The organism is Fulvivirga marina (assembly GCF_016775155.1).
Lineage (GTDB): Bacteria > Bacteroidota > Bacteroidia > Cytophagales > Cyclobacteriaceae > Fulvivirga > Fulvivirga marina.
On the sequence record NZ_JAEUGD010000019.1, the window covers coordinates 1 to 16,418 of the forward strand.

Annotated in this window: 13 protein-coding genes; all 13 read right to left on the minus strand. The window is 38.9% G+C overall.

Annotated elements, in window-relative coordinates; all coding sequences use genetic code 11:
* Window positions 1-76 precede the first annotated feature (76 nt).
* The 13 genes from JMN32_RS05830 to JMN32_RS05890 all read right to left on the minus strand — a co-directional run bounded on the left by JMN32_RS05830 (window position 77) and on the right by JMN32_RS05890 (window position 16,370).
* Window positions 77-955, minus strand: coding sequence for a hypothetical protein (locus tag JMN32_RS05830; protein ID WP_202855366.1), 879 nt, complete (start codon window positions 953-955; stop codon window positions 77-79).
* A gap of 98 nt (window positions 956-1,053) precedes the next feature.
* Window positions 1,054-4,083 (minus strand): contractile injection system tape measure protein, encoded by a 3,030-nt coding sequence (locus JMN32_RS05835; RefSeq protein WP_202855367.1) that lies wholly within the window; start codon window positions 4,081-4,083, stop codon window positions 1,054-1,056.
* Between the two features lie 50 nt (window positions 4,084-4,133).
* Window positions 4,134-6,998: a hypothetical protein gene (locus JMN32_RS05840; protein ID WP_202855368.1), complete on the minus strand. Its 2,865-nt coding sequence runs from the start codon at window positions 6,996-6,998 to the stop codon at window positions 4,134-4,136.
* Between the two features lie 15 nt (window positions 6,999-7,013).
* Entirely contained in the window at window positions 7,014-7,211 is a 198-nt protein-coding gene (locus tag JMN32_RS05845; protein ID WP_202855369.1) for a hypothetical protein, read from the minus strand.
* 34 nt (window positions 7,212-7,245) lie between these two features.
* Window positions 7,246-7,983 (minus strand): hypothetical protein, encoded by a 738-nt coding sequence (locus JMN32_RS05850; RefSeq protein ID WP_202855370.1) that lies wholly within the window; start codon window positions 7,981-7,983, stop codon window positions 7,246-7,248.
* 28 nt (window positions 7,984-8,011) lie between these two features.
* Window positions 8,012-11,758 carry a baseplate J/gp47 family protein gene (locus tag JMN32_RS05855; RefSeq protein ID WP_202855371.1) on the minus strand — a complete coding sequence of 1,249 codons (3,747 nt, stop codon included), beginning with the start codon at window positions 11,756-11,758 and terminating at the stop codon, window positions 8,012-8,014.
* 84 nt (window positions 11,759-11,842) lie between these two features.
* Window positions 11,843-12,271: a GPW/gp25 family protein gene (locus JMN32_RS05860; protein ID WP_202855372.1), complete on the minus strand. Its 429-nt coding sequence runs from the start codon at window positions 12,269-12,271 to the stop codon at window positions 11,843-11,845.
* A gap of 34 nt (window positions 12,272-12,305) precedes the next feature.
* Complete coding sequence (locus JMN32_RS05865) at window positions 12,306-12,596, minus strand: PAAR domain-containing protein (protein WP_202855373.1); 291 nt, start codon at window positions 12,594-12,596, stop codon at window positions 12,306-12,308.
* Between the two features lie 12 nt (window positions 12,597-12,608).
* Window positions 12,609-14,396 (minus strand): type VI secretion system tip protein VgrG, encoded by a 1,788-nt coding sequence (gene vgrG, locus JMN32_RS05870; RefSeq protein ID WP_202855374.1) that lies wholly within the window; start codon window positions 14,394-14,396, stop codon window positions 12,609-12,611.
* 10 nt (window positions 14,397-14,406) lie between these two features.
* Complete coding sequence (locus JMN32_RS05875) at window positions 14,407-15,054, minus strand: CIS tube protein (protein ID WP_202855375.1); 648 nt, start codon at window positions 15,052-15,054, stop codon at window positions 14,407-14,409.
* A 1-nt stretch (window position 15,055) separates the two neighbouring features.
* Entirely contained in the window at window positions 15,056-15,232 is a 177-nt protein-coding gene (locus JMN32_RS05880) for a DUF5908 family protein (protein ID WP_202855376.1), read from the minus strand.
* Window positions 15,233-15,238: 6 nt separating this feature from the next.
* Window positions 15,239-15,826, minus strand: coding sequence for a phage tail protein (locus JMN32_RS05885; protein ID WP_202855377.1), 588 nt, complete (start codon window positions 15,824-15,826; stop codon window positions 15,239-15,241).
* 115 nt (window positions 15,827-15,941) lie between these two features.
* A complete protein-coding gene (locus tag JMN32_RS05890) occupies window positions 15,942-16,370 on the minus strand; it encodes a phage tail protein (protein ID WP_155174698.1) in 429 nt (142 codons plus the stop codon).
* Window positions 16,371-16,418: the final 48 nt, after the last annotated feature.

Here is a 16,418-nt window from a genome sequence, read left to right on the forward strand (position 1 = left end):
TCTAAAAACATCTAAATCTGTTGAAAAAGAAAACCGTCCCAAAATGACTTTTGAGACGGCCTCTTTTGTTTTCAGGCTATTTCGCTACCGTACTGATCTCTTCCTTCGCTTTATCCATCGGTACCTTTAACTTATCCTCGAACTGCTTTTGAATATTAGGGTCTGGTTTTAATTCTTCCTTTTTCTTATTAAACATGTCATAAAACATTTTAAAGAGGAAGAACTCAGGTTCCTTATTTAGTTCTTTTGGGTATTCAATCAGTAATAAGCCTTTTGCTGCTTGCTTTCCTGGCCTTTTAAGTTTATAAAAACCATATAACTGTAAATCCTTTACTTTTTTCCGTCTATGTTTCTTTTTAGCATATTGGTTAACTAAGATTCCCTTCAAACCTTCTACTAAGAAGGGTGAAGCTGCAGGAAACACCTCCTCTGTTCTTGGTGGCCTCTCTACAAATACAGATAAAGCGGGGGATTCATTAACATTAGTGGCCAAAAACCAGGTTCTCCTGTATTTAATTGCATAAACATTGTAGCCTACACAGTTCTGCGTACTTCCTATGTAACTTACATCAAGCTTTTTAAACTCTTCAAGATAGGCTTGAGTTCTGTCTACATTAACAGGTGTCTCATTATTGTTTTTTTCTTCAGCCAGAGTTTCACTATTACTCTGCTCCACAACAGGCTCTGATTTAGCAGAACTCTCCGGAGACTTTACAATATCCTTTTCTGACTCAACCGCTCCATTCTTGTCCTTCTTTTTCCTTCCCTCTTTCCTTTTCTCCTTTTTGTTTTTTACCTCATCTTTAACCTCACTTTCAACCTCTTCAATGGCAGTTTTTGCGGTATCATTAACTGTTTTCTTAACTGCTTCCTCAACAGTTTGAGCATAACTCCCATATGCCGAAAATACGCTTACCGAAAAAGCAATGAGAAATAACACCTTCTTAGTAGACATAGGAATCAATTTAATCAGATTAAAATCCATTTTTATTAATTAATAGGTAAATTTAAACAGAACATACAGTAATTCCACCATAGTTTTAACGAAAAAGATCACCTCCATTCAACGGAAAGCGTCTTTTCCATCCAAGGCAGTATAACCATACTAATTGACCATGGCAATGTATCCATTAATACATCCCAGGCTTTTTGCTCAACATGCAATTGCCAACTACCATTCATATCCTTCTCCAGTCTCCCTTCTCGATGCAGAAAAGACACACGAAAGTTATCAGAAGAAGTTTTGCCCAAGGTTGACCAGTTTTGGATCACTCCATTAACAAGACTTTCACATAGTTCCTTTTCTTTATCATCTAGCTCATATGTATTATCCAATGGCTCAAAGATGTCAAGTCCACAAAGCACCTTGTTCAATGCAAGTTCAAACTCTTGGCTCTTATCATCTTTATAAGCAATATACTGCAATATATGAACAGCTTTCTTAGCTGCAGCGTCATCCTTAAATTTCTTATTTTCCAAAAGTTCAAGCATACCAAACAGCCTGGACAGAAAAGGATGTAGCAACACAAGTCCGGCATTATTAATATAAATAGGTTCCCTTCCTAACCTCCTTTCCAGCCGCTCTTGCTTTTCCTTCTCTATCCTCTCCTTTTCCTTCTTTTCCCTCTCCATTCTTCTTTCTTCCTCCTTCTCCCTTTCTACACGCTCCTTTTCCATCCTATCATTTTCTACATGCTCCTTTTCCTTCTTTTCCCTTTCTACTTGCTCGTTTTTCTTCCTTTCACTTTCTGTACGCTCTCTTTCCTTCCTTTTCCTCTCTGCCTCTTCCGCAACTTCCTTTTTCTCATCTTTTACTTTTTGCCCCATCTGCTCTGACTCCACTCCGTCGCTCTCAGAGAAAAGTTCCTTACCGGACGATTTCTCAGTTCCTTTTATGCTATCCTCATCTGCTTCGATTCTCATAGCGTCCCCTTTTTCAGTCTCATCACCCTGCTGAAAAACCAAACGCCTTACTTCGTCAGTTGAAGAAGTTAGAATATGCTTCCACTCCAATTGGCGAAGTTCTGGCTGCGTAACCCTATATGATTTATCTTTAATTTCTCTGGCTATATATAGATCTACCCACTTTACACGCTCTTCAATATCAACTGGTACAATTACTTGAGCGATTCTAAGCAACAGGTCATCCGGTAAATGTTTGACCCATAACGAAAGAATTTCTTCCTTCTCTACAGCTTCTTTAAGAACATCGAACAATTCATTGGGTTTCTCCTCTAATAACTTATATATGCCAGCTATCAGCTTGTTTCTCGTTTGCACATCTAGCCCAATAGCAGCAGGTGTTGAATCCTTCTTGCTAACTGAAACTGGCGATTTTCCTTTAATGATAAAATCAAGAACCGCTGCTTCATCAACCGCCTCTGTTAACACCTGTTGTATCTCCTCCGGGAAAGTGCGTCCCCCCTCACCTTCGATTAACTGTAATAGCTGCTTATATAGCCCAGGCTCTTCACTAAGCCTGGCCAAGGTTGCCTCCAGAGGTAATTTAAAACTTTCATCAACTATTTCGGCTATCCTAAGCTCAGGCACTGCATCAAATACCTTTTGTGCTACACTATCTTCAAACTGATATCGGATACGCCTGACTATCAGAGGCAAAATCATTGGGTCTAAATGGATAACTATATCCCTTAGAGCCGATGCTTCCATCTGTGTAATAATGCCTGTTAGCTCTTCAAGTGTTCTGATTGTGGTAGATGAGGGTAAGGCTCCAAACAGTAAAAAGAATCGGACAACCTCATGCTGAGTATAAGTTCTTTTTACTGGCTTTTCTTCTACATCTTCGTATTCTTCGCTAAGTACCTTAACAGCTTGTATAGGTTCTACCTTCAAGTAATCAGCAATCTTACCAGCTGTAAATGATAAAAATTCGCCTCTTTCAAATGATTCTGTTCTTCCCCTTTTTTCAACATAAATGAAATCCACCACGAAACCATAAAGAGCCTTCAACAATCTAGTATCAGACTGGACCAATTGCTGCTTTTTAAAGAGCTTAATCGCATCATCGATGAACTTGGCTACAAACTTGCCCTCCGACATAAGAGCTCTCTGTAAAAATGCAATAAATTGCTCCTTTGAAACCTTTTCATACCATTTACTTATCCACTCCTTTACATCCTGACCATCTAACTCCTCCACCTTTTCTCTCTCTGGTCTGGCGGGTTCTACTCTTCTCAAAGATTGCTTTAGTACTTTTACCAAAACAGTATCCTTGACCTGAGTACTTAGTGAAATAGCAAAAATAGCAGTGCGTAACTCACTTTGATTAATCTGATTATGGTCAATAAAAAAAGCAACAAGCTTTTCATTAAAAGACCTTTCACTCATGTCAACAGTCATACCCGGAGGTATCGCAACATAAGTCTCTATGATAAATTGCCAAAAGATTTCTCGGAAGGGGACACGACTAACCTGAGTAGACCGCTCCTTTATACTGTTGAAAACAGATGATACGGTATCAAATGAATCTTTCAGCAAGGATTTTTTAGAGGGATATACTATTTCCAAAAAACCAAGTAAAAGTTCATCTTTAAATTGTTTGATAAATCGATTTCTAACTGACTTTATCTGCAGCTCTTGTATAATCTCTCTGACAGAATTCAAAGGGTCAGTTTGAATCAAAAGTTCAAATACCTGTTCTATTCGAACACCATGTTCCCTGATGTATCTTCCCCACCATGGAAGCGTTCCACTTTGCAAATAGAAAATAAAGACCTCAAGTAGTGATCTCTGAGTTGATATCAATTCGTCCTCTCCCTTAACAGGGTATTCCCTGATAATTGAGGATTTTTTCTCAAGAGCTTTTAAAAGTTCTCTCTCCAGTCGAAAGACAATATCTTTTTCAAGGTTATCGAGATCAACTGTTCCCAAGTCTATCTCGAGCCTTGATATTCTTAAAACAGCATTTTTTGGGTTTACCTTATCAAAAACGGCTTCAATTGTTCTAGAAACCTGCTCTTTGACCAGTGTGCTAAACCTCTCCTGAAATTCATAGGCCTTTTTTTCCGATGGAAAATCAACTTCAAAAGACTGTTTTTGTATGGTATGAAGATTATCGGCCATAGCTAAAAAACCAGAAGGTTATCCCAACTATAACCTCTGCCCATTACTGTTTAGCTTTCTATTCCATAAAGCTTGAATAGATATTCAGAAAGTCCGGCTCTAAATTTACCATCTCCCTTAGTACCATTCTCATTCATTTTTTCTTCCATCCAGCTATAATAAAGCTTTTCAAAGGTCTCCATATCTTCGGGATCAAACCAGAAAATTGATGAAGCCACATTTGCCGGAGAGTGCATGTTTACCGTATCCTCTATAATGGACCGAAACTCGTCATCGCTAAATCTATTTGTCCAGGAAGGGAACACAACACTAACCCTAAAAGAATAGAACTCTTCAGGTATACGGATGCTTCCTTCAGCATATTGTACATAGAGGCCAATTTTGTGCTCAAAGGGTACGATATCATCAGTATCTGAAAGATGTCTGTACAACATCTCCATCTTCTCATGCGTCTTTTCAACAGAAGCGCGGAATGCTAGACTGACGAGATGTATCTTGCCATCGCTAGTCTTAAAATGCACCTCAAAATCACCATCCTCCCTCCGTTCAACGGAGTAGTTTTCATATTTTTTGATTTCAGGTCGCAGTGCCTCAATTGCCTTTTCACGATCTTTAAAGGTATATAAACCGGTACTTCTGAAGAAGCTTTTACGTTCAGCATCCAGCAGGTAGATGCCAAACCTCTTATCTATGACTTCAGGGCGCAACAAGGTATGCTCTACCATATGTAACCCTTCACTTTGCATATTTAACTTTTTCAGTGTGTTAACCAGCTCAAGCACACTTACTAGGGCATCCTCATAGGTTTTTGATGATGCTATAACTAACCACTCCTCTGTAGATGGCTTGTTGAATACCACATGATATTCACCGGAGTCCTTACCTTTTCCAATTCTAAAATTGATCAGATCCATTCCTTCCCTAAGGAAATCAGTAAGCATGGTTTTACTTTTGAAAGGAAGCGTTTCTTTAATAAGCCCCTGCTTATACCCCTCCTCATAATCACTAAGGTTAATCTCCTCTTCATCTACATAATCAAAATATCTAGTCACATAGTCAGTTTCAATTTTCGCTGATTTAAGACTTCCCTTAGAAGTCCATGACTTGATTTCCGATTTATTACTATTTTCCGACTTTAATTGTAAACCTCTTTCTGAATAGTGATTTAGCAGTGAATGGGCATGATACTCATTCACATCATTAGCCCCACTAACCCCCAGTCCCATAAGGATGGCTATCCTGGCTTCCATCCCCGTAATGTTAGCAGTGTCAATACTCTTTTTTCTATAATTAAATGCTCTTGCCCTGTTCTTATTCAAGGTATCCAAAGATTTAAGTAGCCTTACCTTACTTTGGATCAAGTGCAACTCAAATTCCTTATCATCAAAATAATGATTAAACTGGGAGTAGGAATACTGTGAGAAAGACTCTCCATGTACCGCTAACAGATAATCCAGAAACCTGTTTCTGCGGTCAATAAAGTTATCATTTAACTGAACCAGTTCGCCTAACCCTTTTTTGTAATTAGCAGGTAGATTGTATTCTTTAAGTAATGGGTCATCCACCACTCCCGTCTCATCTTTGTATAAAGGCTCAACATCAGGCACATTATCAAGAGGTTGGTAAAAATAGGTATGTTCTACATTCTTCCTTACCGAAAACAAATCCTTAGCATGAGCTAACTGCGACAGGTAATTAGCAATTATCTGTTCAAAAATTAGTAAAAAGCCTTTTAACTGCTTAGCCTGAGCTCTCCGTAATGTTGAAGGTGAGTTAGGTATCCCATACTCTCCTATTCCATAGTTAACGGGGAACTGATTTTGCAAAGAATAGTAGTCTTCAATATGCAGTTCCTTTCCTTTATCCAGGTGTATGTCCCCCTCACTAAGACGATAGACACGCTTGGTGGCGGATTTCATTTCGTTAAGCTTTCGCTTAACTACTTTTCCATCCATGGAACTGTAATTAACTACACCCCTCATAAACTGAATGGGGTGTTTAGGAGGTTTATCTTCAAAATCTGTTACTAATCTGGCAATCTGGTGCTCCTCAATGTTCAGCTGATTTTCGAATATCTCATCTCCTATCTTGAGATATAAGTTCTTAACACTCACCACACCACTTACCTGCATGATGATTTTTGTAATCTCAGAGATAAGTATCTTATCTGGTTTTGGATACAGTTCTTCTGATTTAATGAAACCATGCTTCAAAAGGGGTCCATTGAATATTTCGTCAAGTTGCAGTCCTTCGTCAAGTAATTCCTTTAAAGAATAAAATCGTATTTCCGGACTTAAATATTCATCGGCCTTGAAGAAAATCTGTGCCAATATCGACTCAATATCATGCATACCGTCGACCTCCACGTCGGCGTGAATGGTCACATAAACAGGCTCAAGTATCTTTACCTCTTCAATATCCTCACATATGTTGCGGTTATCACAGAAAACCTCCTTAGTCTTAGCAACCACATTGTTTCGTATGTTTTTATCTTTAACTCCTTCATCAAGGTCGAGAAGTATCTTGTAAAGGCCATTTATGGAGTTTTCGACAGGTCCAATAGGTTGTATCCAAACGTTGCTTATTTCGAATACAGAATCAAAAACAAGCTTTCTGTAGTCATTGATAGTAAGCGGGTTACAAGGCAGAATTTCATTAGGATTGAGAAAAGAATGATCCCTGTTCTTATCATCAAACAAGTGGTCTTCAATTTTAAAGTCAGTTCTAAAGGACAAGTCAGTGAGTGCATAGCACAACTGTTCCAATATGGTGACACCTGGGTCATGTTCATTGTAGTCAGTCCAATATGAACCAGTAAGTTCCTGAATGTACTTTATACCTTCGGCCCTTAAAAAATCAAAGTCTTCACCTTGTTTTAACTCTTCTTCTTTACCTATAAATAATGGTTCCTCCATATGGCTGTTAATTGCTTATTTCAAAAAATCATTTTGATCTTTTGTATTATACCCATTTTCTCTATTGCCAGTGGCATTGCTACTAAAAGTAGCATTAGCCTGATCATTAAGCTTGCCTATCAGTTCGTAGACTTCCGCAAAAGGCAGTTTGCCAAGTGCTTCAAATATCTTCTTTGCTTCGTCAAGCGTAACTTCAAACTTTACCTTTTCCATGCTTGCTTAAGTTTTACTCCTCAGGTCAACCTCTCTATTCAAGCTCCACACCTTCATCCATAAAGTGGTCAAGCCACAAGTCTGAGATGTAATAGCGCACAAAAAAGTTACCTTCATAATTTGATCTGGTTCTCATCTCCAAGTTGAAGTCATAAGTAGTACCCGTCCACTTCAGTTCTATACGGTTACTACGGACTCCATAATATGCTTGGGTTATATTGATCTTATTCTTAGACTTACCATAAGTACTCAATGCCTGACCATGTATTAATGCATATCTACCAGACTTCTTTTTACCTACACCTGCAACTATTTCAAGTGCATGACAGCCATTCATACCGGTCAGTACAGGGTGCCACTCTCCATCAGCAGGGACCTTACCCTGATACCTCGTACCTATTCGAGATTTTATACCAATAGTGCCTTCCACATCTAACTCATAGGCAGGGTCATTATTATTAACCCCCACCTTTCCTTCACTTTTGATAGATACTATGGGATCCCCAAGATGGTTATTGATATTAAGATTGCCATCTCCCTCTCCTATATCCATACTCCATGCAGGACTTTTGTCTTCTATACTTTTATAAAAGCTTAAAAGTTTTTTAGATGCCCCGATGGGTGACAACATGAGCCCTTCCTCAGAAGACTTAGCCATTCCATCATCAACTTTATTGATCATGGAGTCTATTAAATCATTGAAATGATTTTCAGCCGGCATTCTACCTTTTCTGAAAAAACCTTTTAATGTATCCCTGTTTTGTAAAGACATAATTTAATTTATAAAAGCACTATATAATTTACTCCACAATAAAATCCTGACCCAGTTCTAGGTAATTAATACCTGCCTGACGTGACTGTTGTTCCATCTTCTCATTCAATACCGTTATCTGGTGTACATTTGCAGATACCAGCACTGACCACGGTTTGGTCGCATTCAAGTACGGCTTTGGGTCTCCTTCTTTGGCTGTATCCAGCAACATATGTCTTCCGCTAAAGTCACGGGCGGTTTGAATCATTGAGAATTTAGTGATAAAATCAACATATGGAAGCGTTCTCATGAAACTCAGGATATCCGATGTATTTATCTTACCTCCAAGATCAACACTTCTATCTCCATCTAATATACTTCTGGAAATGTATCGCTTAATTTCGTCATTTAATCTCTGAATATAAAAACCAAAATTATATCCCTCTTTAAACTTGACTGAGCAAATAATCTTGAGCCTTTCAAAATTGGGGTTACGCACTTCGAGCTTCACGAACGGTGAAACAAAACTATGCAAATAAGACTTGATCTTATACAGCAATTCACTACTCGCCATGGGCTCATTAGGATTAGCCATATCAGTATTGTATGGAGTTACGACAATCAACACACTTCCCGGTGAATCCAGGTTGTTACTGGTCATATTTGGAAGGCAGGTAACTTTATATATGTCATGGAATTTCTGTAAGATCAGCCTTTCATAGTCCCATGCTGTAATAGCCCTTTTCTTATGGCGAAGTCTCTCAGATATTCTGGTGTAAAACTTTTGTGGTTTTTCTTGGGGAAGTCCGTTGAAAGATTTTAACGGTTGCTCTACAGACTGGATACCAACGATATTATTCATCGACCTGATGATCGAACCTGCGGGTAAAGGTTTATCCAGGTGCTTCCCTTTTACAGCCGTATTATTTACATCTTCGAAAGTAGCTGTAAGTACCTGAGTTGTTACACTCACCAACTTGGAAGCTACCTCAATATTTTTATACACAACCGCCCTTATCCAGAAAAGTTTAGGGTCTAAAATCGTATTGCCATTTGTAAGATCGGATGGCAACTCAATACTGATTATGCCGGTTTTTAAGAACCCTTGCGTATGGTCATTGAGTATTCTTGAAGGCCTAAGCATAACCCACTCATTGTTAATGAGATAACTCCACTCTATTAATGGCGGATCTTCCTCTGATGATACTGTGTACTCATCATGCATTTCAAACAGCATGGTTACTGTCTGTGGTGGTTTCAAACCTGAGAATCCAATAATAAGTGAACCTTCAAAGTCGTATACCGGCAACAACGCTGTACTTTGTTTGGAATTATCGGGGAATGTCAGACACTCTCCGAAAGGATGAATATGGAAAAGACACCCTACCGAGTTCGTTTCATCATTTTTCTTGGAACGATCGAATGAAATAACTGACGATGAACCATAATCCAAAGATAATGATTTGATTAAGGGCGTATAAGCTGGATTTGGCACCTCGTCCTCATCCGGATCCTTTTTCTTCAGAAACGAGCGTTTAATATTCTTCGTCGCCATTTTTGACAGTACCGTCGGGTAAACACTATGCGCAAAGGCAAACTGCGGCCCTGTCAACTCAAGTTTAATGAATCCTCTCTGCACCATATTATTATAGGTGAGGCCCTCATTGATCTTGGAATAGTTCGGCGTACGACTTACAATGTCTATATCGACATTATCAATAAATGTTTTATCAGAAAGTTGTCCTTCTGGCTTTGGTTCCTCTCCATCAGGATTATCCACTGTTCTGAATAACTTGAAATTCTGGCGCTCAGAAGCTTCCATAGGGAACCATCTTCCTCCATCTAAAACCGAAAGATCTACCTCAAATGAAGCGTTGTCCAAATCAAGCCCATAATGATCATAATACTCTTTAAATCCAGTGTTACCCCTTGGAAGGTCATACCATTCTATATTTACTTTCAAATGGTTGATAGATTTTTGAAAGACCTCATTACTACCGATTAACAAGTAAGAGCCAACACTCGGAATAGGCCCGAAAGGATAAAAGGGGTTGTCTGCATTAATTTCACCAACGTTGTTGTGAAGCATCAAGTTCTTCATCCCTTTGACATTGGTATCAATAACCAACCGGTCAAGTACGAGGCTCTTTAAAAGGCTAAATGGGTATATATAGCCATCACTGTTGAGTACAAACCTGATAACCGGCGCTTTACCATCAAACTTGCCTTCATGTAAGTCCTTATTAAAATTTACAATGGCAGGTCCTGAACTCTTTATGTCAAAGCTGAGAGTTAATGTACCCTTGCTCTGATTCCGTTTAACCACGTAATTCTCAACTCTGTGCCATCCTTTGTCCGTAGAAATATCAATACAAAAGGCTTCCATAAATATCTTTATGAAAGTTTCGTTTTCATCAGCCTCATTTACATATGCAATATCTTTAATGTATTGCTGAAGCCTGGCAAAAGAGTCATTAGTAAAATAATATGTAAGACTAATTTCTCTGTCACCTTCACTTAGTAAAAGGTTAGGTGATGACACTGCAAAACCTATGTTGGCAGTAGACATGGTTTTTTCATCTTCACCTTTAGTTTCCTGATTTTCTCCGAAAGTAGCATAGGTCTTTAACCTTGGCTGACTTTCATCCTCACTTACCTCCTTTTCCAACGGTATCCTGGATGACAGGATATTGCTATATAGATCTTTCCTAACACCTTTAATATTTAAAGGATTATTGTTGATATAGACCGTATTAAGTTTTTCAATTTTCGTTTTGTTAACGATAAGGTTATGATCGGCTTTGTACACAATGTCATTACCTTCCTCGTCCATACCAGCCAAAAACTCCGTCCCCTTCTTTACTTCAGCCGAAAGGGCCGTGTCATATAAACTGAATTTTAAGTAAGCCTTATCATATACAGCAGGCTTCGGCTGTTGCTTTAACACCTGAGAATAATAAAACTCCAAGTGTCTCTTGTTTAGGTTGTTAATATCACCCTGTGCGATTTTAAAAAGTTTTAAAAACGCCAGAAACAGGGCTACTTCCGGGTAGTGCTTATCACTCTTTAAAGATTGCGACAGATACTCCGGAGCCTTTATCTTAAGGTAAAGAAGTGTCTCATAAAACTCCTGAAACACCTGATCAAGAACTTCCGTTATGCTCTTAACCTTCTCAACAGTAGTTTTACCTGTTACAGCAAGTTCATCTTCAATCGGCCCTTCAAGGTTCCACACATTTGAAAATATACCGTAATCCAGCTCCATTCCCACCCCAAGAGCACTTTTATCTTCAGCCAGTTGATCATAGCCTTTAAGTTTTCGTAGGGCACCACTTAGCTTTGATGAAATAGCATTAATAACTTCGTTTCTAATGCCCACTTCCTCATTTGTAAAGTTTTCAACAGCCTTTAGTTTTTCAAGCCAAGCTTCAAAACGAGCCGCAATACCATAAATTTCATCAAAACATTTTTTGAGGTAAACCAGCTTTTTCTTCTTATTCAAGAATAAGTTGGCTTTCTGCAAATTATTCTTGAACCTGATCTCTACTTCTGTAGGGCTAGAGTCAATGATAGTGGCTAGTATGACAGTCTCATCGTTTAAAAAATCTGACCAGTCTCCATCAACTTGTCCTTGTGGATTATAGAAATTGATAAGCTTTGAAAATCCATAGGCAAAAACCAACAGATCTTCAAAAGATCGCTCATCTATTTTAACATAGTCAAAATCTAAGGCTTTGAGAAACCTGTTTTCTTGTGAAGTCCCGCTCCTTATGCTCTTAGTATCAACCTTTTTCATTTATGTAAGTTAGTTTTTCAATGGCTTACGGAACAGTTCTTATGGATTAAGACCATTCCTTACCTGCCTAATTATTAAGAAGCGTTAACGCTTAGCCTCATATCGCACATCGGTACCCTCGAGAATGTAGAATGGATAGACCATATTACTTCGTTTATTCACTTTTCGAATGGTATAGACCAGATTGATTTCCAATATTCCATCCAGCTGACTCCTCGTATCAATAATAATATCCTCAAGTATTATTCGAGGTTCGAAGTAGAGAATCGCTTGTGATATAATCCTTTTCATTTCACTGATCAGGTTATTATCAATCGACTCAAAAACCATATGGTTCATATCGCAACCAAACTCAGGAAGCATTACACGCTCTCCTTTTTTGGTTGATAAAAGTATTCTTAGGCTCTCCCGGATATCCTCTTCTTCAGAAACAAGTATTACACTTCCCGCCTTTTTATCAAAAGTTGGGGGAAATTTCCAGCCTATTCCTAAAAATGTCTTTTTATGTTTCATTCAATATTGTTGGTTTTCAAAGTTAGGCGTTGACCTAACCTCCAATGATTACTGTCATACACCCTAAAACAATTGAACCTCCATGGGCAGTGGTATCTCCCATCCTGGCGGCCGGCTTTCCTCCGATCAATACGGTACCTGATCCTTTGGCAATAGTATCTGGAGGTCCCGTACATGTAGCCATATCTCCCACAACTGCTGCCGGCATACCTCCAATCAATACAGTTGGGGCTCCTGGCCCTGATATCGGTCCTCCTACATGAGGTACAGTTCCTGTTACCATAGGGCAAGTATGCATGTCTGTTAATCTCGCTGCTGGTGGCATTACTTATTTTATTTAGTTTATCATTACCACACCGCCTTTGATTACCGTTTGGCCTGAGCCTTTCACCTCAGCCATGGCACCTTCAGCGGCAAATTTTGTCTTTCCTTTGCTGGTTACGTTCATCCCCTCAGTCTTTACATCACCTGTAGCCTTCATTTCAATATTACTTTTTGCCTCCATCGTAATGTTACCACCTGCTTTAACTACAATATCCTTAGGGCTATCTATAGTAATTCCATCAGGTGACATCTCTAACTTATTGGAGTTTTTATCCATGACCGTTATCATCTCCTCTTTGTCATCCAGCACAATCTTATTCTCGGCAGGAGTAATGATGGTCATTATTTTGTTTTCATCGTCAAACTCTATTTTCAACTGACCTTTTGTGACAAGTCCTTTAATAAAATTGTTTTCCTCCGGAGTATAAACCGGTTTGTTCTGTGAACTATAAACAGACCCTAATATAATGGCACTCTGAGGATCCTCATTTAAAAATCCTACAATCACCTCATCCTCTATTTCGGGATAGAAAAACAACCCTGCATCTTTGGTAGAGTAAAAGTTTGTTAACCTGGCCCATATGGTAAGGTTATCTTTTTCCAATGTAGGTAAAGCTACCTTCACTCTGTACTGCCCATCCTTATCTTCATGTATCTGCTTAACAATGGCTGTTTGAAGCCCTTTTACGGGTGGGAATAACCCAGCAGCAGACGGCGCTTCTATATTCGGTGTTTCCTCCGCATACCACTCGGAAGATAATCCAAGTTGAACCTCTGTTATCCAATCGCTATCCTCTATTTTATGCTCAACCGCTCCAACAAACGCCTTCCCATTGAATTGCTCACTTAGCCCACTTATTTCAATTATGGTGCCCGGCTTAACCGTAGCCACACCACGAAATTTCACTGTAGCTTTTATTTTAGAAAGGCTACTTTTCAAATGTTTTGCTGCTGTCCAGGCATCCAAAACCCCAAGTGGAATATTTGCGGCAGACTGCAGTGTATATTTATCCAAACCAATTACCTTGGCCAGGTCAGAAGATTTGAGATTGCTTTGTTGAACATCTTTCGCTGAGTTGGATGAAGAGGTTGCAACTTTTTGATTGGCCATATCCCATGACACACCATTGATACTGGATACCTGAGATCTCGCATCAATGTCTCCACTAAAGCTGATCATATCCGAACCATATTTCACCTCTACCACAGGTGAACCTCCCAGATCAGGTACCTGAATGTTCAGTGTTCCATCATCCGGAATGACGATCAAGCCATTGATATCTGCACGGATAAGCATAAAATCCCAGTCCGTTACATAATGCTGTACGACCTCGACATGCTGAAATTTAGTCGCTTCTATCTTTTTTCCAACCTTATAGTTTCCTATAATCTCGGATATAATGTCACTATCCTTTTTGTCTAAAAAGACAGCATTCTTGCGCCCTATGGTCATACTTACGGCAAGATCACGACACTCTACCTGTAATGATGATTTTCCTTTATAGACCCTAAGACTATGTTTAATTATTATCCCCTTGAATAAGGTCTCTTCCTTGGAATCATATCCGGCTTTTATTTCTATTTCCTTTCCCGGATCAAAGCTTTTGGAATTACTTACCGAGAAGTCATCTTCAGATGTCGTCCCGCCATCAAGTATCTCTAGTTTAGCAACCGATATGCGGTTGACTCCCTTAAACACCTGTATAGAGAGCACAGCGTATGATGCTTTTATCTCTTTTCCGTCTATTGAAACGGAATAGGTGACTAACCCTGAAGTTAACTTTGATAGAGATTGGGCCATTTAATAAATACTATTTAATTGGTGGAAAAGTAACTTCTGTACCTGGTTGTAAATTTCTGAAATCTGTCAGGCCATTAATCCTTGCTACTTTTAAATACATGCTGGCATCGCCATAAATCTCATTGCACAAAAGTGGTAATGTGTCTCCTGCCTTTACAGAACGGACATGGGTTAGGTCTGGCGATTGCCTGTCGCTTTCTTTGGCCTCTGTTTCAAGGTCCATAGTATTGGTAAATGAAACAGAAAGAGAGGATCTTAAAACTTTACCTTCTGTGTCAAATAATGTATGTTTTATATCGAGGCTTTTTAACCTGCCCTTAAAATTGATATCTCCCCAAACAATGTTTACAAAAGGAGTTTGGTGAGTATCTCCAATATAGTAATATGTTAACTCCTTGAAAGTCTCAACTTTCTCGCTAACAGTTTCTTTTGACTCCTGACTAATTCCACTTCCGTCAAATAATACTTCGAAACTCAGAATTTCAGGCTCGGTCTTTTTGTAGCGGGCCTCAGGAGATGATCTGTTCGGTGCTGGCTCGTCGTGATAGTCTATGCTATGGGATAATGACAATGTAGATGGATTGAACATCAATTTCATTGAACCAAGTTCAGTACCAAGTTTTTCGTCCTTGTATGATTTTATCTCTAGTTTTGCCATGCTACCTTTCTATACTGGTCTCTATTCTGTTCAGTTTATCCAGAACGCGGTCAACGCATTCATCTATAATTTTTTTACTTAAGTGTTGAATCTCCCGCTCTTTAATTATCTCTCTTTTCTGAGAGGCGGCTTCATTCACTTTAATTTTTATAATCAGCTCCTTAATTTCAATTGCCATACTTCATCAAATCATATCTGCCCCAGGTATTGGGAGTATTTCGAAGCCCTTATGTCTAAGCTTAATAGTTTCCGTAACATATGAATTTGTCATAGCATCAAGAGGAGATACATCCCAGGATATAGGCACCGCATCTTTTATTCCCCATGCTATCAAAGGAATACTTTTCTCATTCATAAGTGTAATTACCAGATTTTTAACTACTGAAGTCATCCCGCTCCATCCTTTCATATTGCCTGCTAAAGACCCAGTAGCTGCCGCACCACTTGTAGCGCCTTTGGATCTGGCAAACTCTGAAAAAACCTGCATACACCATAGCATAAAGGGAGTAGGATCAGAAGTCAGCCCCCTTTCCAGAATGATATCATCATACCGAATATCTTCAATAAACGTTTCCGGACCATCTGATTTAGAGATGCTCTCTTCATTGATTGATGCATATACTTTCAGCCCAGAAACTTTACTAAACTTGGTTCCTGCTACTCCTCCCGCCAACATGCTGGCCGCTCCTGCCATATCAGCAAGACTAACCCTAAAATGCAACCCTGTAACAGGTCGTTGGTCTAAAAGATTACTTAATGGATTATCAGCCATTTAAATTTTTATTTTTAATGTTGATTTAACCAACATTTCATTCCCTTCAAACTTCAACAATAAAAAATCCAGAGCCAAGCATTTTGTGACTTGGCTCCGGACTTAATTTAGTGTATTACATCTCTATTCCTTCGTGAGCAAGCTCAAGAGTCTCTACAGCTACGTTGTTATCTGTAGCGTTAAGATCCGGACCTTGGTATTTCACTGGGAATGCATTGACTACTGTCCATGTTTTCACAGGAGTACCTTCTTCATCCAAAAGGTTGATAGTAAGGGTCTCTCTTCTATCAGGATTTGCTAATGTATCCTTTATCCACTCATAGAATGCATCATCATCCTGAAACACACCTTTTTTCAAGGTGATAGAAGTAAATTTCTTCAATCCAGGAATTTTCTGCATTGAGTAAGTAGGATCATCTCCAGATCTGTAATCGATCGGATCGTATGAAATTTCCAAACCTGAAACCTCCTGAAAACCAGTAGTGAAGTTTGCTCCTTCAACTGTAAAATGAAATTTGGTTATTGGCCATAAATTCTCTGCCATTATTCTAATATTTTTAAGTTAATACTGTTTTAAAAAGTTAATTTATAG

What these genes read in the sequence shown, in the direction of transcription:
- JMN32_RS05865 (WP_202855373.1), bottom strand. Translation starts at nt 12,596, where the DNA reads ATGCCACCAGCAGCGAGATTAACAGACATGCATACTTGCCCTATGGTA.
- JMN32_RS05830 (WP_202855366.1), bottom strand. Translation starts at nt 955, where the DNA reads ATGTCTACTAAGAAGGTGTTATTTCTCATTGCTTTTTCGGTAAGCGTA.
- JMN32_RS05890 (WP_155174698.1), bottom strand. Translation starts at nt 16,370, where the DNA reads ATGGCAGAGAATTTATGGCCAATAACCAAATTTCATTTTACAGTTGAA.
- JMN32_RS05860 (WP_202855372.1), bottom strand. Translation starts at nt 12,271, where the DNA reads ATGAAACATAAAAAGACATTTTTAGGAATAGGCTGGAAATTTCCCCCA.
- JMN32_RS05875 (WP_202855375.1), bottom strand. Translation starts at nt 15,054, where the DNA reads ATGGCAAAACTAGAGATAAAATCATACAAGGACGAAAAACTTGGTACT.
- JMN32_RS05845 (WP_202855369.1), bottom strand. Translation starts at nt 7,211, where the DNA reads ATGGAAAAGGTAAAGTTTGAAGTTACGCTTGACGAAGCAAAGAAGATA.
- JMN32_RS05885 (WP_202855377.1), bottom strand. Translation starts at nt 15,826, where the DNA reads ATGGCTGATAATCCATTAAGTAATCTTTTAGACCAACGACCTGTTACA.
- JMN32_RS05840 (WP_202855368.1), bottom strand. Translation starts at nt 6,998, where the DNA reads ATGGAGGAACCATTATTTATAGGTAAAGAAGAAGAGTTAAAACAAGGT.
- vgrG (WP_202855374.1), bottom strand. Translation starts at nt 14,396, where the DNA reads ATGGCCCAATCTCTATCAAAGTTAACTTCAGGGTTAGTCACCTATTCC.
- JMN32_RS05880 (WP_202855376.1), bottom strand. Translation starts at nt 15,232, where the DNA reads ATGGCAATTGAAATTAAGGAGCTGATTATAAAAATTAAAGTGAATGAA.
- JMN32_RS05855 (WP_202855371.1), bottom strand. Translation starts at nt 11,758, where the DNA reads ATGAAAAAGGTTGATACTAAGAGCATAAGGAGCGGGACTTCACAAGAA.
- JMN32_RS05850 (WP_202855370.1), bottom strand. Translation starts at nt 7,983, where the DNA reads ATGTCTTTACAAAACAGGGATACATTAAAAGGTTTTTTCAGAAAAGGT.
- JMN32_RS05835 (WP_202855367.1), bottom strand. Translation starts at nt 4,083, where the DNA reads ATGGCCGATAATCTTCATACCATACAAAAACAGTCTTTTGAAGTTGAT.